Source organism: Petrimonas mucosa (assembly GCF_900095795.1).
Lineage (GTDB): Bacteria > Bacteroidota > Bacteroidia > Bacteroidales > Dysgonomonadaceae > Petrimonas > Petrimonas mucosa.
Genome location: NZ_LT608328.1, coordinates 3,051,022 through 3,068,706, shown reverse-complemented (window position 1 = coordinate 3,068,706; position 17,685 = coordinate 3,051,022). Strand labels below are relative to the sequence as shown.

General features: G+C 45.4%; 15 protein-coding genes. 7 read left to right on the top strand and 8 right to left on the bottom strand.

Translation table 11 applies throughout. The features are described 5' to 3' along the window. Positions 1-8: 8 nt before the first annotated feature. From ING2E5A_RS12210 to ING2E5A_RS12195, 5 genes are all read right to left on the bottom strand, one after another. Positions 9-3,476, bottom strand: a complete 3,468-nt coding sequence (locus ING2E5A_RS12210; protein WP_083373333.1) for a SusC/RagA family TonB-linked outer membrane protein — start codon at positions 3,474-3,476, stop codon at positions 9-11. Between the two features lie 122 nt (positions 3,477-3,598). Next, positions 3,599-4,786: a FecR family protein gene (locus tag ING2E5A_RS12205; RefSeq protein WP_071137638.1), complete on the bottom strand. Its 1,188-nt coding sequence runs from the start codon at positions 4,784-4,786 to the stop codon at positions 3,599-3,601. A gap of 116 nt (positions 4,787-4,902) precedes the next feature. Further along, positions 4,903-5,436, bottom strand: coding sequence for an RNA polymerase sigma factor (locus ING2E5A_RS12200; RefSeq protein ID WP_071137637.1), 534 nt, complete (start codon positions 5,434-5,436; stop codon positions 4,903-4,905). A gap of 157 nt (positions 5,437-5,593) precedes the next feature. Continuing rightward, positions 5,594-5,851 carry a hypothetical protein gene (locus ING2E5A_RS15615; RefSeq protein ID WP_197678503.1) on the bottom strand — a complete coding sequence of 86 codons (258 nt, stop codon included), beginning with the start codon at positions 5,849-5,851 and terminating at the stop codon, positions 5,594-5,596. A gap of 18 nt (positions 5,852-5,869) precedes the next feature. Next, positions 5,870-6,808, bottom strand: coding sequence for an IS4 family transposase (locus tag ING2E5A_RS12195; RefSeq protein WP_197678502.1), 939 nt, complete (start codon positions 6,806-6,808; stop codon positions 5,870-5,872). Positions 6,809-7,096: 288 nt separating this feature from the next. On the opposite strand from ING2E5A_RS12195, the gene ING2E5A_RS12190 reads away from it, so the two are divergent. From ING2E5A_RS12190 to ING2E5A_RS12180, 3 genes are all read left to right on the top strand, one after another. Further along, positions 7,097-8,617 (top strand): TldD/PmbA family protein, encoded by a 1,521-nt coding sequence (locus tag ING2E5A_RS12190; protein ID WP_071137636.1) that lies wholly within the window; start codon positions 7,097-7,099, stop codon positions 8,615-8,617. Continuing rightward, on the top strand, positions 8,614-9,933 hold the full coding sequence (locus tag ING2E5A_RS12185; protein WP_071137635.1) for a TldD/PmbA family protein: 1,320 nt from the start codon (positions 8,614-8,616) through the stop codon (positions 9,931-9,933). The genes ING2E5A_RS12190 and ING2E5A_RS12185 overlap by 4 nt, the downstream gene beginning before the upstream one ends. Positions 9,934-10,116: 183 nt before the next feature. Then, positions 10,117-12,432, top strand: coding sequence for a transglycosylase domain-containing protein (locus ING2E5A_RS12180; RefSeq protein ID WP_231960476.1), 2,316 nt, complete (start codon positions 10,117-10,119; stop codon positions 12,430-12,432). Between the two features lie 302 nt (positions 12,433-12,734). Here the strand turns inward: ING2E5A_RS12180 and ING2E5A_RS12175 are convergent, their stop codons facing one another. The 3 genes from ING2E5A_RS12175 to serC all read right to left on the bottom strand — a co-directional run bounded on the left by ING2E5A_RS12175 (position 12,735) and on the right by serC (position 15,338). Next, positions 12,735-13,106, bottom strand: coding sequence for a BlaI/MecI/CopY family transcriptional regulator (locus ING2E5A_RS12175; protein WP_071138354.1), 372 nt, complete (start codon positions 13,104-13,106; stop codon positions 12,735-12,737). 143 nt (positions 13,107-13,249) lie between these two features. After that, positions 13,250-14,182, bottom strand: coding sequence for an NAD(P)-dependent oxidoreductase (locus tag ING2E5A_RS12170; protein WP_071137633.1), 933 nt, complete (start codon positions 14,180-14,182; stop codon positions 13,250-13,252). Positions 14,183-14,270: 88 nt separating this feature from the next. Next, on the bottom strand, positions 14,271-15,338 hold the full coding sequence (gene serC / locus ING2E5A_RS12165) for a 3-phosphoserine/phosphohydroxythreonine transaminase (protein ID WP_071137632.1): 1,068 nt from the start codon (positions 15,336-15,338) through the stop codon (positions 14,271-14,273). Positions 15,339-15,533: 195 nt separating this feature from the next. On the opposite strand from serC, the gene recR reads away from it, so the two are divergent. From recR to ING2E5A_RS12145, 4 genes are read left to right on the top strand one after another with little or no spacing between them, the layout of a single operon-like run. After that, positions 15,534-16,160, top strand: coding sequence for a recombination mediator RecR (recR, locus tag ING2E5A_RS12160; RefSeq protein WP_071137631.1), 627 nt, complete (start codon positions 15,534-15,536; stop codon positions 16,158-16,160). Then, positions 16,157-16,591 (top strand): hypothetical protein, encoded by a 435-nt coding sequence (locus ING2E5A_RS12155; RefSeq protein ID WP_071137630.1) that lies wholly within the window; start codon positions 16,157-16,159, stop codon positions 16,589-16,591. The genes recR and ING2E5A_RS12155 overlap by 4 nt, the downstream gene beginning before the upstream one ends. After that, positions 16,588-17,115: a GNAT family N-acetyltransferase gene (locus tag ING2E5A_RS12150; protein WP_071137629.1), complete on the top strand. Its 528-nt coding sequence runs from the start codon at positions 16,588-16,590 to the stop codon at positions 17,113-17,115. Before ING2E5A_RS12155 ends, ING2E5A_RS12150 begins: the two co-directional genes overlap by 4 nt. 4 nt (positions 17,116-17,119) lie before the next feature. Further along, positions 17,120-17,683: an L-threonylcarbamoyladenylate synthase gene (locus ING2E5A_RS12145; RefSeq protein ID WP_071137628.1), complete on the top strand. Its 564-nt coding sequence runs from the start codon at positions 17,120-17,122 to the stop codon at positions 17,681-17,683. Positions 17,684-17,685 lie beyond the last annotated feature (2 nt).

The following is a 17,685-nucleotide window of genomic DNA, read 5'->3' as shown; positions in this document are numbered from 1 at the left end:
CAAATTTTTTAAAGTGTAACATTTAAACCAACCGAAATTTGCTTTGGAAGTGGATGAACTTTACCTTCTCCAAATTGTCCTGATAATGCTTCAGGATCAAAATAATCAAAGAGATTTGAGAATGTAACCATGTTTTCACCACTTAAATAAATAGTCACATCAGAGAACACTTTTAAGCTTTTCAACAGATCTTTATCTAAACTATATCCTAACTGAATATTCTTCAACCTGATGAAGTTTGTCTTTTGTAGATACCTGTCGGATACCTGACGATTTTTATTTGGTTGATATGCCGGTCTGGGAAAATAAGCGTCTGGATTTTCAGGACTCCAATAATCAAGATGTTCTTTGAATGCAGAATGATGCCATAGATCACCTACACCCCAAAATGTGTAATTTGAAAACCATCTATCTCGTTTACCGATACCACTCCACAACATTGAGAAATTAATATTTTTCCAGTTAACTTCAGTTTTTATGTTGTACAAATAACGTGGTAAGGAGTTACCAATAATTGTTCTATCTCCCGGATTCTGAAGAGTATTATTACCAGCGCTAATTTTACCATCATTATCTAAATCAGAATAACGCACATCTCCCGGATACCATGTTCCAAAAATTTCGTTTTGATTTGGTGCGCTTGCGATCTCTTGTTCAGATTGAAATAAACCTTCAGTTTTATAGCCCCATATTTCTCCAAGTGTTTTACCTACGTAGTCCAAGGATAAAAGACCATTAGGGTTATTAGTTTTAACTACTTTAGTAACATAATCTGATATATTTAAACCAATACTATAATTAAAATCAGAGTTTACTCTTTCAATCCAATTAATTGTTAGTTCCCACCCTTTAGTTTTGTGTACATCATAATTTATAGAAGGTGCAGATGTACCTAGTAATGATGGTAGAGGCATTCCGGAAGAGATTATATCAGAACGTTTTCTTTCATAAAGATCAAAATATGTAAATAGTCTATTCTGAAATAGAACAGCGTCGATACCTATATTCTTAGTAGTTAATGTTTCCCAAGTTAGGTTATCACTTAAAATATTGGGGATTGAAACTGTACTGGGACGATTATCTCCAATTATATAATTAATTTCGGGAGTTACATTCATAATGCTCAAATATGAGTATGCAGCACCTGCTTGATCACCCAATTCTCCATACGATGCCCTTACTGTTAAAAGTGGAATAAAGTTTTTTAATGGTTCGAAAAACGACTCTTCTGAGATTCTATATCCTGCAGAAATTGAAGGGAAAAATCCCCATCTATCTTCTTTCTTATACTTATAAGAACCATCATATCTTGCATTTAGCTCTAATAAATATTTCTCTGAAAAGTTATAATTTATTCTACCAAAGTAACCCATAGTAGCAAATTGTGTAATTTCATCATTTGAAACTATACGACCTGTAGCAGTTGAAAGCGATGGAACTTCATCTGTAACTAGATTTTGCTTCTTTGAGTACAAATAATTATTGCGTCCTGATTGTCTGTTATGACCTACCATTACTTTAAAGTTGTGATTCTCTACTTGATACTCATAAGTTGAATATAAATCAATTTTTTGGAAGTTATCGCTTCTAAATTCTTTATGAACCTGATTAGGAGGAACAAGGTCATAAATTATAAAGGGCACACCATTAAGGTCGTTTAGATAAACTACCGGTTGATGATTCAATCGATCGAAAGACCTTTTACCATAAGTATAGTTACCTATGATATTCCAGTTTTTCATTGGTTTTATCTCAGCCTCATAAGTTAAATATAGATTCTCATCTGTATTTTTATCTCTTGCCCCACTCTCATAAATTGCTATTCTCGACATTTCACCCCATTGTCCATCAGGAGTTGTAACAGGATCAGTAATCCACCTTCTAGCTAAATCATGAAATAGCACTTGTCTTCCTAAACCATCTCCTCCATATCCGTCGTGTGGCCAATCAGTTATCGCACGAGAAAACTTAGGTTTAAATCCAATTCGCAACCAATCTTTTATATCATAAGTAAAAGAACCGGAGACTGTAAAACGTTTATATGAATCATCACCATAAGCCATTTGACCTTTATTGTCGTAGAGACCTGCTGATAAAAAATAACCTGACTTTGTTGTTCCACCTCTTAAAGAAATATTATGTTGTTGGTGAACAGCCCAATCTTTAAAATATACTTGATACCAATCGGTATTAGCATTTGCTTGATCCATCCTTCCCCACCTTGTAGGATTACTACTATCGGGATATGTTGAAGGTGCATTTTCAGGATCTTCTAAATAAGCTTTAATTCTCTCAATAACTACAGGAGAAAACATAGGTGCTGCTCCCGAATTCTCTGTAATTGTATTCCACCAGTTTGCATACTCTAGACTATTCATCATTTTGGGTAACGTTGTGGGCTTAGAGAATGCTATATTGTTTGAATAAGTAATGCTAGTTCCTGTATCGAGCTTTCCCGATTTTGTAGTAATAAGTACAACACCATAAGCTGCAGATCCCCCATAAATAGCAGCACTAGATGCATCTTTTAATACAGTTACACTCTCAATATCATTTGGGTTAACACTGTTAACATCCATAGGGATTCCATCAACTAAAATATATGGAGAACCTTGTCCTCTAATTTGCCAATTTAGTTTTGCATCCGGATCACCACCTCGAGGGTACGCTATTGTTAGCCCCGGCACAAGACCTTGTAGTACTTCTGATGCTCTTGCAACCGGTCTGTTTGAGATCTCATCCTCATTAACTGAGGCAACTGATCCTGTTAAGTTGATTTTTTTCTGAACACCATATCCCACTACAATAACCTCATTTAACGACTTAGCATCTTCTAAAAGTGTAATATTAAAAGTAGATTGTCCGACAGTAGCTATAGTTTGTTCTAAATATCCGATATACGAAATTCGAATAGTAGCATTGTCTCCCACACTAAGCGAAAATTTTCCATCTATATCGGTAACGGTTCCATTGGTTGTCCCGGTTTCAATAATGTTTGCTCCAATTATGGCATCTCCTTGTGCATCTACGACTTTACCGGTTATTTGCTTTTTAGCCGGTTGTTGAATAATATTGATGTCCGGTTGTTCAACAGCTACAGACGGAGCAGATTCTGTGGATTTATAGACAACAATTTGTTTATCCAATATTTTATACGTGAGCCCTGTGCTGGATAATACTGTATTCAGAACTTCCGTCACATCTTTTGAGTTAGCTTCAACGTTTACTTGCTTGTCAATCAGCTTCTCACAGTTATCCGAGAAAATGAAAACATAATCACTTCCCTTTTCAATCTCCTTACACACTTCTTTTATAGAAGCCGTTTTTGATTTGATGGTAAATTTCTGAGAATAACTGTTTGACGCTGAGGAGAACAGTATGCAGAAAAATAAGAAAGACAAGGTTATTCTCATGATTTTTAGACAATGTTGAAAATTATTGAGGGGCTTCCTTCCCTCAATTGAATGTTTATTCATATCTTTGTACGATTTTAATTATTAATAATCCAGGTAATTAAATTCAATTTGGCCGGACGGTATTCCCAGTATCGTTCGGCTTTTTTGTTACTTTTATCTATCCTTGTTCATAGGCACTAAATTTAATTAGGTTCATTAATTATAAATATTTGGTTGTTGTCTTTTATATATTTTGTTGAGGAAAGAAGCCCTATTGTGGTCATGACGTTATCCAGGTTTTCCGACAGGTAGATTTTCCCGGTACAGGTCCGCTTCTGTAGGTTCACATCGTTATCGAAGTCAAAAGAGAGGTTGTAGTATCTTCCGATCTGTTTCAGTACTTCTGTCATAGGGGTTTTATCGAATTCCAGGTAACCATTTTTCCAGCTGATAAACTGATTTACATCTACTTTTTGCGTGTTGAAGGTTCCGTTATCTGAATAAACAGCCTGTTCGCTGGGCGATAAGAAAGTTTCCTTTTTATTTATGGGTTTCAGACTCACTTTGCCTTCCACCAACACTACCGATCGTGGGGAATCGGCATAAGCGGAGATATTGAACTTGGTGCCGTAAACCTTTACGTCAAAATCGGAGGTACGTACGTGAAAAGGCTTTTTACCGTCGGGTGCCACCTCGATGTACATCTCACCCGATGCCAGCCGGACCTCACGGTTGTTTCCGGTAAATTGTGCAGGAAACTCCAATGCGGAACCGGAATTGAGCCACACTTTACTTCCGTCAGAAAGAGTGAGCGTGGAGCGTTTTCCGTATGGGACGATTAGTGTATTTTGTTTGCTCCCAGTTAATTCTGCGGTTTTTCCTCCATTGTTTCCCTGTGTAATTTTTGCTTTTCCGCTTTCATCGAACTCCACTTGCACATCGTTTTGAAACAACAACGAATCTTCTTCCGTAATCAGCTGAATATCTTTATCGTTTAACAGACTTCCAACAATGAGTTCTTGTTCCGGTGAAAACAGGGTTCCCTTTTCTTGGAAAACAAAGTGGTTTAATCCAATAATAAGTAAGGTAATAGCTGCGCAGGAAGCAACAGAGAGTTGAATAAGCCGGCGGCTTTTTATTCTTTTCAACGATCGTTCGACGGTGGATTGAATTTCATTCAACAAACGTATACGTTCATCCTCGTTTAAGGTGCTTTTGTTCAGTCCGGTTGTTTTAAGGTAGTCAATGGCTTGCTGTAAGGCAATTTTTAACTCCGGGTTTTGTTTGATAAAGCCTTCCCAATGTGCTTCCAGCTCCTCATCCGGCGCTAATTGCCAGCGGATGAACTGCTTGTCTTTTAGAAAATCGGTATATCGTGTATAATTTGGCATCGTAAATTCATTTCATGCGACTTCAACCAGTTAGAAGCGCGTTCATTAAATAGACGACTACGGGAAAAATTTATCCCCTTGTTTTTGAAAAATCCTATAATTTTAACACTTTCGCGTTAAGAAAAGAGAAAAAGGAAAACGAGTGCACCGTACTTTTCACGTAGGTTTTGCATGGCTTTTGAGAGAAGTTTCCGGCATCCGTGGATACTGATGTTCAGCAATTCGGAGATTTGTGCATAATCGTATTCCTGAACGTAACGTAGGTAAACCACTTCACGTTGACGTTCGGTAAGGCTGTCAAGCATTTCCGAGAGCTGGTCTTTTATCTGTTGCTGCTCTTCTTTGTCGATAAGCCGGTCCTCGATGGTAACCTGGATATTGAAAGGCGCATCCTGCGCGTCAATGGTTGATAATCCAATATATTTTTTTTGCGCTTTATAAATATCGTATATTCTATTTTTCAGTGATTTGAAAAGGTAGAATTTGATATTTAAGACATCTTCTGCTCTCTTTTCGCAGGATGCAAACTTACAAAACACATCGTGAATGGCATCCATGACCACCTCTTTCTCGAAACCGAGATAGAGGCCATACGTGTACAGATCGTCCACGTAACGGTTGTAGATGGATGCGATGTTTTCCTTTCTCATTTATTTTGCAAATTTTCACAAAATGAAATACAAAATAAACAAAAAAAGCAAGAGAAATCAAATTTAAACCATTGCCGTCCGATAAAAACTGATTTTAATTTTGCTTGACTTCCAACCGTCATATTATCAGACATGTTTTTTTAGTTTTCTATTATTCTCAAAAGTAAGCCCCCCTGAAAAGGGTGAGCATCCCTAAATTCTTGTCATCCCGTTGCCAGTCTCGTTCCGGATTTTCTAAAAATCTCATCAAATGCAAGTAATTGAACAGGTGTATCCTGCAAAATGATACCAGGTTCGAGAATGCCCAGCGCCGTTTCAACCGCTTTTGAACAACCGTGAGCAAGAGGTTCACGATCAAGGCGCAATATATCTGTGTTTTTATCGCGTTCTCGTTGTCCCCGAGGAAGTACTTCAAGGGGAAGTTACCTTTTAACTACCTGAACAGCAATTCAATTTGCCATCTAATCTTGTAAAGGGCGGCTATCATGTCGGGACGAAGGTCGAACAGGTTGGTGAGGAACTCGAACTTGCGTTTCAACACCCTGTCGTAGAACACCACCTTGCGCAACATCAGCTTGCCCTGCCCATCGTCCTCCTTGACGGTCACCTCTATGATGGTGTCCTCCAGCACGCCGCTATGAATACATTCTTCAACGTGAAGCTCTTGTTCCACCTTGTAAACGGCGTCGTCCTTGATGCGGGTGACGAAGCCGGCCCCCTTCTTACCGAACAGCTTGAAGGCCTTGTAGTCGTTGTATCCCTTGTCGAAGACGTAAATGGTGTTGTCGTCGGGGCTGAGTTTCTTCAACAGCGCGTGGTCGTGCGTGGCGGCGGACGTGAACCATACCATCTTGGGAACGGGCTCGTCCACATTGATGACGGTGTGCACCTTGATCCCCCCTTTGCGTTTACCGTTAGAGGGTGTTCTGCCGACGCACTTCAGGATGTCCTGAAACAAGCTGATGACCGTGCTGTCGAAGATCTCGACCTGCTTGTTCAACACGGCCTTGAACCGGGTGTCCGAGATCACGTGTTGATACTCGCGGAGCAAATCGTGATACACGCCCGAGAAGAAATCAACACTCCGGCGCTTGTTGGCGTCCGACAATGTGCTCCTGTAGGGTATGTGGCCGAGTTGGAAATGCCTGGTCTTGCCTGAAAGACCGAGCATTGCGCCCGCCACCTCTCGCAGGGAGGAGCATTTGGCGAAAACACAAAATAACATGCTTATGAGGTGATCCTTGGCCATGAAACGTTTCACGTAATGATCAGCCTTGTGGCGTTTGCTGTTTCGAGCGATGATTCCTGAATCTATCATAGATATGAGCTGTCCGAAAACCGATTGTCCGAAAAAATAAGTACTTTTGTTCATTGTAGTCTTGTTTTGTGCTAAATACAAAGCTACAATTATTAGTACGATGGGCAAACTCAGATTTGCCCTCGTACTTCTTCAGAAAAAAGTTTTATCGGACAACAGTGAATTAAAACCTTGAAAAGTGAAATAAACATGAAACATGAGGAGATACTGCTTTACGGAAACGATAGCAGGGGTATAGGGATGTAATGAAATCTGAGCGCTGCACGTCTAAATAATAAATTATTGTGTACTTTTACGTCGTATTTAGACAATAGTCTAATAGACGGACGATAAATCTATTTTATGGACAGACGAAATTTCATCAGAACAGGCAGTCTTGCCCTTTTGGGTGCAGCGACTGCTCCTACCTTCGCTTCCTCTTTTGCCGGGAATAAGAACGCTACACCGGTGTTGTCGGCCATGGAGCATTTCGGTGTATCTGATGCTGATGTACGCAAAACATTGGCGGCAGCATTGGAAAAGGGAGGTGATTATGCCGATCTCTTCTTCGAACATACTTTCTCGAATAGCATCGGACTGCAGGACGGTATCGTGAACCGGGCCAGTTCTAACATCGATTTCGGGATGGGTGTCCGGGTGCTTTCCGGCGATCAGACCGGATATGCTTACATCGAAAACATCACGCTTGAGGAGATGCTGAAAGCAGCCGGGACTGCTGCCCGTATTGCCAGTAGCAGTGTCAAGGCGAAGCCGGTTCCGTTGACGGAAAAGCCGATCAAGTCAAATTACTACGCTATCTCCACACCTTGGGAAGGTGTCGTGCTGAAAGAGAAGACCCCTTACCTTCAAAAACTGAACGACAAGATCTTCTCTCTCGATAAACGGGTGCAAAAAGTATCCGCATCGCTCAGCGACAGCACTTCGCATATTCTCTTCTGCAATTCGGAGGGGGTCAGCTATTACGATTACCGACCGATGGTAACCTTGAGCGCGGTCTGCATTATGGAAGAAAACGGGAGGTTTGAGAACAGTTATTCGGCGAGAGCTTACCGGAAAGGGTTTGAATTCCTGTCGGACGATATGATCGACGTAATCGCCCGCGAAGCTGTGGAGAATACTGCCATCCTCTTCAAGGCCATCAAGCCCAAAGGCGGGGAGATGCCCGTCGTGATGGGGTCGGGTGGATCGGGAATCTTGTTGCATGAGGCGATCGGGCATGCCTTCGAGGCCGATTTCAACCGGAAGAATATCTCGATCTTTTCAGAACAACTCAACAAGAAGATCTGCAACGAACATATCAATGTGGTGGATGATGGAACGATCCCCTTCAACCGCGGGTCGATAAATATCGATGATGAGGGAACCTACGGCCAGAAGACCTACATTGTGAAGGAGGGTATCCTTACCAGTTACCTGCACGACCGGATCAGTGCGAAACACTATGGCATCCCATCCACCGGAAACGGCCGCCGTGAATCGTTCCGCAACATGCCGATGCCCCGCATGCGTGCAACCTACATGGAGGCGGGAAATGTGACGGAGTCTGATATTATTGCCTCGGTAAAGAGGGGAATCTTTGTGGACAAGTTCACCAACGGTCAGGTCCAGATCGGTGCCGGTGATTTTACCTTCTTTGTGAAATCGGGCTACCTGATCGAGAACGGAAAGTTGACCCAACCGATCAAGGATATCAATATTATCGGCAACGGACCGAAGGCATTGGCAGATATCACCATGGTGGCGGATAACGCCAAGATCGATAACGGCACATGGACATGTGGAAAGGATGGACAGTCGTGCCCGGTTACCTGCGGCATGCCGTCGGCATTGGTAAGTAAATTAACTGTAGGAGGTGAATCATGATAACAGACGAAAATAAGAGACTGGCGCAATGGGCCATGGAGTATGCCCTGAAGAACGGTTGCCAGGCAGCAAAAGTATCACTATACTCGGGGTCAAACACATCTTTTGAACTTCGGGATGCAAAGATGGATAAACTACAGCAGGCTTCCGAAAGCGGAATGAGCCTTTATCTCTATGTCGACGGACGTTACGGCACCTATTCCACCAACCGGTTGGATAAAAAGGAGCTGGAGTCGTTTATCAGGAACGGCATAGAATCAACGCGCTACCTGTCGAAGGATGAAGCTCGTGTTCTACCCGACGCCTCACGTTACTACAAAGGGGGTAAACCCGACCTGCAACTGCTCGATCCCAAGTTCAGCAAGGTGCATCCCGATGAAAAGGTTGCACTGGCAAAGGCAATTGCCGAAGAGGCAATGGGCCGGGATAGCCGGATCATCTCGGTGGAATCGTCGTATGGCGACGGGGAGAGTTACGGTTACCAGATTACCAGCAACGGATTCGAGGGTGAGACTCGTCAGTCCTGGTATTCGCTTTCGGCAAGTGTTTCAGTGAAAGGCGAGGGAGAGACCCGTCCGTCGTCCTATTGGTACGAATCGTCGCTCTACTTTGATGACCTGATCAAGAAAGGAATAGGGCAGAAGGCGCTGGAACGCACCCTGCAAAAGATTGGACAGAGAAAGAGCTCTTCGGGCAAGTACACGATGGTGGTTGACCCGATGAATTCTGGGCAACTGTTGCGTCCTATGCTAAGCGCAATTTATGGTTCCGCACTGCAACAGAAAAACTCTTTCCTTTTAGATAAAATCGGTGAGAAGGTTGGGAGCGACAAGTTCACGTTGCTCGATGAACCCCACCTTATAGGTGCCTCGGGGGCACGTTACTTCGATAGCGAAGGGGTGGCCACGGAACGCCGGACTGTTTTTGACAAAGGGGTGCTGAAGACATATTACATCGATACCTATAATGCAAAAAAGATGGGAGTCGAGCCTACGGTTGCCAATCCCTCGATAATGGTCATGCAGACTGGGGAGAAGGATCTGAACGGACTGGTTGCCGGAGTGGATCGGGGAATCCTGGTTACCGGATTCAATGGAGGAAACAGCAACAGCTCAACCGGCGATTTTTCATACGGGATTGAGGGATTTCTTATTGAAAAGGGTAAACTGACCCAACCCCTTTCGGAGATGAATGTTACCGGAAACATGATCACATTATGGAGTTCACTGGTGGAGACCGGAAACGATCCGCGACTGACTTCATCGTGGCGTATCCCCTCATTGGTTTTTGAAGGGGTTGATTTCAGCGGTCTGTAAAAGGGTTTGTTCCATCTTTTTAACACCGGCGGTGAGGAGTTATTCATCGGTTTTGCGTATTTTTGCGCCAAATCTTGTTAAAATCAACAACCAATCGGTTTCATTCTGACTATGGGGAAAAAATCGGGATCGAATAAAAAAACGAACAAGGGCAACTTGTCCCAAAAAAGCATTGTCAAATGGATGTGGCGACTCTTCTTCCTCTTTGTCGCTGCAAATATTGTCGCTTTCTTGCTGATGTCATCCGGATTGATCGGATACCTGCCTCGCATCGACGAGCTGGAGAACCCTATCGACAAGTATGCGTCGCAGGTAATTTCATCGGACGATCAGCTCCTGTTTACCTATTCGCAGACCGATGAAAACCGGATCTTTGTAAGTTACAACGAACTCTCTCCTCATCTTATCCATGCGCTTGTAGCAACAGAAGACCGTCGCTACTATTCCCATTCGGGAATCGATTTTATCGGTTTGGGCCGTGCCGTTTTCAAGACGTTGCTGCTTCAGGATGAGAGTAGCGGTGGTGGCAGTACCATTACCCAGCAGTTGGCCAAACTGCTCTACTCTCCCAAAGCGAGCAACAAGCTGCAACGCATGTTCCAGAAGCCCATCGAGTGGGTGATTGCCACGAAGCTGGAGCGGTTCTATACCAAAGACGAGATCATCAATCTTTATCTCAACAAGTATGACTTTAACTACAATGCGGTAGGGATTGAATCGGCGGCGCGCACCTATTTCAACAAGCGGCCTATCGACCTGAACATTCAGGAGTCGGCCATGCTTGTGGGGATGTTGAAGAACTCGTCGTACTACAACCCGATCAGGCGGGAAAAGATAACCAAGGAGCGGCGCGATGTGGTGCTGACGCAAATGCGTAAGGCGGGACATCTCACTTCAAGGGAGGTAGATTCGCTTCAGAAACTGCCTATCGAGCTGAACTTCAATCGTGCCGACCACGTAGCTATCCCTGCTCCCTACTACCGCCAGCACCTGGCCAAGGTGATGATGGCGGTGAAGCCTGAGCGGAAAAATTATGCATCGTGGCAAAAACAGCAGTTTACCGAAGATTCGCTTGCCTGGGAGGTCGATCCGCTTTATGGCTGGTGCAACAAGAACAAGAAGCCGGACGGTTCTAGTTACAACATCTATACCGATGGTCTGAAGATCTACTCCACCATCGATTCACGCATGCAGAAATATGCCGAACAGGCTGTCCGGGAGCATCTGCAGTATCTGCAACCCCAGTTTAACGCGGAAAAGCGGGGCAAGAAATATGCTCCCTACTCCAACAGCGTGGCGAACGATGTCGAGAGATTCATGCAGACAGCCATGAAGCAGACCGACCGCTACCGGATTCTGAAAAAACAGAACTGGAGTGAGGAGAAGATATTGAGCAATTTCAAGGATACCCCGGTAGAGATGAAAGTATTCTCTTGGAAGGGAGAGATTGACACTACAATGACTCCGTGGGACTCCATCCGTTACCACAAGGGATACCTCCGGGCAGGATTCATGGCGATGAGCCCCGTGACGGGTCATGTGAAAGCCTATGTGGGAGGTCCCGATTTCGGCCATTTCAAGTACGATATGGTAAGCAGCGGGAAAAGGCAGATCGGTTCGACGATCAAGCCCTATCTCTATACATTGGCAATGGAGGAGGGGTTGAGTCCCTGCGATGGGATGATTCACGGACCGGTAACCCTGATTGCCGAGACCGGTGAGCCCTGGACGCCACGCAATACCAGGGAGGCGCTTAACCATTTTGTGACCATAAAATGGGGATTGCAAAACTCCGATAACTGGGTGACTGCCTATCTGATGAGCCTTTTCTCGCCCTACGCTTTTGCGCGGATGTTGAAATCCTTCGGATTGAAGAGCCCCGCCGATCCGGTTGTCTCACTGGCGTTGGGTCCGAACGATGCTTCGGTGTACGAGATGGCTGGAGCCTATACGGCGTTTGTCAACCGTGGCATCAGGGTTGAACCGCTGCTGGTTACCCGGATCGAGGACTCCTACGGGAATGTGGTGGCCAACTTTGTCCCCAGAATGCAGGAGATCTTCAGTGAAACTACCTCCTACAAGATGCTCGATATGCTCAAGGCGGTGGTCGACGGAGGCACGGGCGGACGACTGCGCCGCGTCTACAACCTGAAAGGAGAGATGGGGGCCAAGACCGGAACGACCAACGACAATTCAGATGCCTGGTTCATGTCGTTCACACCCGAAATCGTGGCTTCGGCCTGGGTAGGAGGTGAAGAGCCTTCCATCCATTTCGACCGCATGACATACGGTCAGGGGGCAGCCGCAGCACTACCGATTCACGGATTGTTCTATCAGCGGGTCTATGCCGATCCTCAACTGGGTTACAAAGATAATGGCAAATTCGATATTCCTGCCGATTTTCAGCCCTGCTATGACATGGAGCGCTACTCGTCCGATTTCTACCTGAATGAACAACCGATAGAGCAGAGCGAGGGTATCGACGACCTGTTCAATTAGGAGCAGGCTCAATGATCTGCATAGCCTGTAGACCTCACCCCATACAGACGGGAAGCGACAAGAGTTGCCTGCTCAGAGGAGTTCACTCTGACACCATATCGATTACCCGTAGCACTTCGTTGTTCAGGGGACCATTTTCTCCAGACTGAAAGTGACAGGTAGCATGAAGCGTAGCCTCACTGTCCAATGCCGGATCAACCCTACGTACAACCTGAACATCACTTATGGTGCCCCCCTTCTCTATCGCAAAGTTGGCGGTAACCCTTCCTTATTCATTCTTCTCCTGTGCAATGACCGGTATGCTATTTCTCCTTCTTTTGATTTTGTTCGATTAGCCGGATAATCTCTGCCAGCTCTTCGGACGAAATTTTCTGCTCCTTGGCAAAAAACGATACCAGCTCCTTATAGGAATTGTCGAAATAACTTTTCACCACTCCCGACAGAAAATATTTTTTGTAGGCTGTTTCCGATATTTTCGGTGTAAAAACCTTCATGTTGCCGGAGCGCGATTTGCAGAGATAACCCTTTTTCTCAAGATTGTTGAATACCGACGCCACGGTGGTGTAGGGTAGTTTCGGATCTTCAAGCCTTTCGTGGACATCTTTTATGGCACACTTTCCAATGCGCCATATGTGAAGCATGATCTTTTCTTCCTGAGGAGTCAATCTTTCCATAACCCTGTTCATTCTAATTGTCTACGATACAAAAGTATGAAAATATCGTAATAAGTGCACTTTTTGGAGATCATTTATGGTTAAAAAAACCAAAAGAGGGTGAACCCGGATTGGAATTCACCCTCTTTCCGTTATTCATTTATCTATTTTACAGGATTCACCCTGAATGTCTCGTCACCTTCGGCAAAGTACCTTACAATCTGCTCAGCCGCAGCGATTCCTGCATTTAGGTTGGCCTCATTGGTTTGTGCTCCGCTCTTTTTGACAGATGCCAGGTAGCGGTTTCCGAACTTCCGCACCATCTTGTCGTGATTGATCGGCTTGATGTCGGTAGCATACTTGAAGTTTGCCCGTTCCTCCATGATCCGCATCAGGGCGGTTTCGTCGATCACCTCCTTGCGTGCAGTGTTGATCACAACCCCGTTCTGCGGCAGCCTGCCCAATAATCCATAATTGATGCTGCCCCGGGTCTGTTCGTTAGCGGGCATATGAAGCGATACGATATCGCAACTCTCATAGAGCTCTTCGGGGGATTGCACGACTGCTACGTTGAATCTTTTTCCCGCTTCTGGGTTTAGAGCCAGCGATGGCGAATAGGCCAACACCACCATTCCAAAACCGTTTGCAATTTCCGCTACCCGTTTTCCCACATATCCGAAGGCATGAAGTCCAATTTTTTTCCCTTTCAGTTCCGAGCCGATTGAACCGTCAAAGCCACTACGGACAAGATAGAGCAGCATGCCGAAAACCAGTTCGGCCACAGCATTGGCGTTCTGCCCGGGGGTATTCATAACGCATACGTTATTGGCTGTTGCCGCATGGAGGTCAATATTGTCGTACCCGGCTCCGGCACGAACAATGATCTTCAGGTTGGTCGCGGCATCCAGTATCTCCTTGTCGATGATATCGCTCCGGACTATCATCGCGTCGACACTCTGCACGGCAGCCAACAGTTCACTCTTCTCTACATACCTCTCCAGCAGGATGGTTTCATGACCAGCATTTTCGATAACCTCCCTGATTTGTTTAACTGCCGCTGGAGAAAATGGTTTCTCGGTTGCGATTAAGAATTTCATAATAGTTGTTGTGGTAAATTGATCCAACGTACCGGAAAAGGAAGAATCCTTTATCCGGCACGTAATTTTGTGGTTATGAATCAGAGAACTAATGGGTCCTTTCGAACTCCTTCATGCAGTCAACCAGGGCTTGTACCCCCGATTTGGGCATTGCGTTGTAGATGGATGCGCGGAATCCTCCGATGGAGCGGTGTCCTTTGATGCCAGACATGCCTCGCTCTGTGGCGAATTTCAGGAATTCGGCTTCCAGCTCTTTGTACTCCTCCTTCATGACAAAGCATACGTTCATGATGGAACGGTCTTCCTCTTTTGCCGTGCCGACAAATAACCGGCTGCTGTCGATGGCATCATACAACAGTGCTGCCTTTTCAATGTTGATCTTCTCCATTGCCGCCAGTCCCCCCAAACCCTTCAGCCAACGGAGGGTTTCCATTGCCGAGTAGATCGGTAAAACGGGCGGGGTATTGAACATTGAACCCTCCTTGATGTGGGTACGGTAGTCCAGCATGGTCGGTATCGGACGTGTAACCTTGCCCAGAAGATCCTCTTTCACTACAACGAAAGCAACTCCTGCAGGAGCCAGATTCTTCTGTGCACCGCCGTAGATCAGACCATACTTGGATACATCCACCGGGCGGGAAAAAATATCGGAAGACATGTCGGCCACCAATGGTACGGGACTGTCGATATCTTTCCGGATCTCGGTGCCGTAAATGGTATTGTTGGTGGTGATGTGGAAGTAGTCTGCATCTGCCGGAACCGTGTAATCTTTAGGGATATAATTGAAAAGCGACTCTTTTGAAGAGGCAACTTCCACTACCTCCCCAAACAGTTTTGCCTCTTTCAGGGCTTTGCTGGCCCAGGTTCCCGTATTCAGGTAGGCTGCTTTCTTCTCCATCAGATTGTAGGGAACCATACAGAACTGCATGCTAGCACCTCCTCCAAGAAAGAGTACGGAATATCCCTGGGGAATCTCCAACAGTTCCTTGAAGAGAGACACCGCTTCGTCGATGACGGCTTGAAACTCTTTCGACCGGTGACTGATTTCAAGAATGGAGAGCCCGATTCCGTTGAAATTCTTCACAGCCTCAGCTGTGTTTTCAATTGTCGACTGCGGCAATATTGAAGGGCCTGCACTAAAATTGTAAATCTTCATAGAGAGTATATTTTTAATGTTTTCTGTTTAAAGGTTATGGGGCTCAAACTGTAACCAAATTCAGAACAAAGATAAAAGTTTATTTGTAAGTATCAATGGTTGAAAAGGAAAATAATTGAGTCGCCTTCGCTCCCCGATTTCTCTCGCTTATCGAAATAGTTACTATATTTGTGGTTTAATTGGTTTTTGAATTTGATGAGTTTACATTATCCCTCGGTTTTGCTGGAAAATGCAGTCAACGAATTTGCAAAATTACCCGGTATAGGTAGAAAAACGGCATTGAGGCTTGTCCTGCATCTGCTCAGACAGGATGTTTCGCAGGTAGAAGGTTTTGCTCAGGCCCTGGTTACACTGAAACAGGAGGTGAAATATTGCCGGAGTTGTCACAATATCTCCGACAGTGAGATCTGCGGTATCTGTGCCGACCGGTCAAGAGATGCTTCAACACTCTGTGTGGTGGAGAATATCCGTGAGGTGATGGCAATCGAGAGTACTTCCCAGTTCAACGGTCTCTACCATGTGCTGGGAGGAGTTATTTCACCCATCGACGGGATCGGGCCGTCCGACCTGCAGATTTCCAGTTTGGAAGAGCGTGTCAGACAAGGAGAGGTGAAAGAGGTTGTCCTGGCACTGAGTGCAACCATGGAGGGTGATACAACCAATTTTTATATCTTCCGCAAGTTGCATCCGTACAACGTGAAAGTGAGTATTATTGCGAGAGGAGTGGCGGTAGGCGATGAGATTGAGTATGCCGATGAAATCACACTTGGCAGGTCGATTCTGAACCGGACTCCCTTCGACGAATCGTATAAGTTAAAATGAGAAGGAGAATTAACCTGTTGAAGAGGCACTACTGGATCAGCATAGCTGTTATGGCCCTCTTGTTCCTGCTGGCGCTGGTGAGGGCTACCCTTGCAGATCCGCTGGTTCAGACAACGGTGACTGTGGAGATGTATGCCATTGCCATTACGCTGTTGGCCATTCCCGGAGCCCTGAAACTGTTTGCCGAAAAGATCAGGAAAGTTTCGCAGGGCAGTAGCAGGGAGACGATCGTGAAACGTTACCGGAATGCTTGGTTGTTGAGGATCTATGTCGTGAATCTGGTTGCGGCAGGCAACATATTGCTCTATGGCTTGTCACAGGGACGAAACTTTATGTGGCTGGCCCTGGTCTCCTTTATCGTCTACATGTTCTGCCAACCATCTCTCCAGGAGCTGGAGTCTGTTGTCCGGGAAAAGGAGGAGGTACAATGAGCGGTTATTTTGTCCGGGATGCCCTTTTGTTGAGACCGTTGGAACCTGAGGATCTGGATCAGCTTTACCGATGGGAGAATGATACCCGCCTGTGGGAGAACGGGTCAACCGTGACGCCTTTTTCGAAGTTTGCTCTCCGGCAATATCTGCAGGATGCCCGGCAGGATATTTATCAGGTCAGGCAATTGCGGATGATGATTGTTGACAAGGGAAGCAATAGGGCGGCCGGGACAATCGACCTGTACGATTTCGACCCGCTTAACGGCCGTGCCGGGATCGGAATATTGGTGGATGAGGATTTCCGCCGGAGAGGTTATGGACTGCAGGCGTTGTCCTGTATGGAGGATTATGCCTTCAACCATTTGAAACTCCATCAGCTCTATGCTTTTGTGCCTGCCGGGAACAAAGCAAGCAGGGCCCTGTTCGAGAAGGCCAAGTATGAAAAAAGTGCCGTCCTGAAGGATTGGGTTACGGTAAGCCGGGAATTTGTCGATGTCATTGTAATGCAGAAAATCAAAAAATAAGCGTATGCAGGAAGAGATCAGAAGAGCGTGTGAAGTATTGCAGAAGGGGGGAGTGATCCTGTATCCCACCGATACGATCTGGGGGATAGGTTGTGACGCCACCAACGAAGATGCCGTCAGGCGGGTCTACGAAATAAAGAGGCGTAACGACTCGAAATCGATGTTGGTATTGTTGGATAATCCGGTAAAACTGCAAAACTATGTTGCCGAGGTACCCGAGATAGCCTGGGATCTGATTGAGCTTGCCGACAAGCCGCTTACCATCATATACGACGGGGCCAGAAACCTGGCTCCCAACCTGATTGCGCCTGACGGGTCGGTCGGAATCCGTATTACAACGGAACTTTTCTCTGCCGCACTTTGTAAAGCGTTTCGCAAACCTGTCGTCTCTACCTCAGCCAACCTGAGCGGAGAGGTCGCACCGTCAAATTTCGGCGAGATTCCGGAAGAGATAAGGGGTGCAGTGGACTACATTGTTGAGTATCGACAGAACGAAACCGGCAAGGGAGAACCTTCGGGAATAATCAAGTTGTCGAATGATGGAACCATCAGTATCATAAGAAAGTAAAG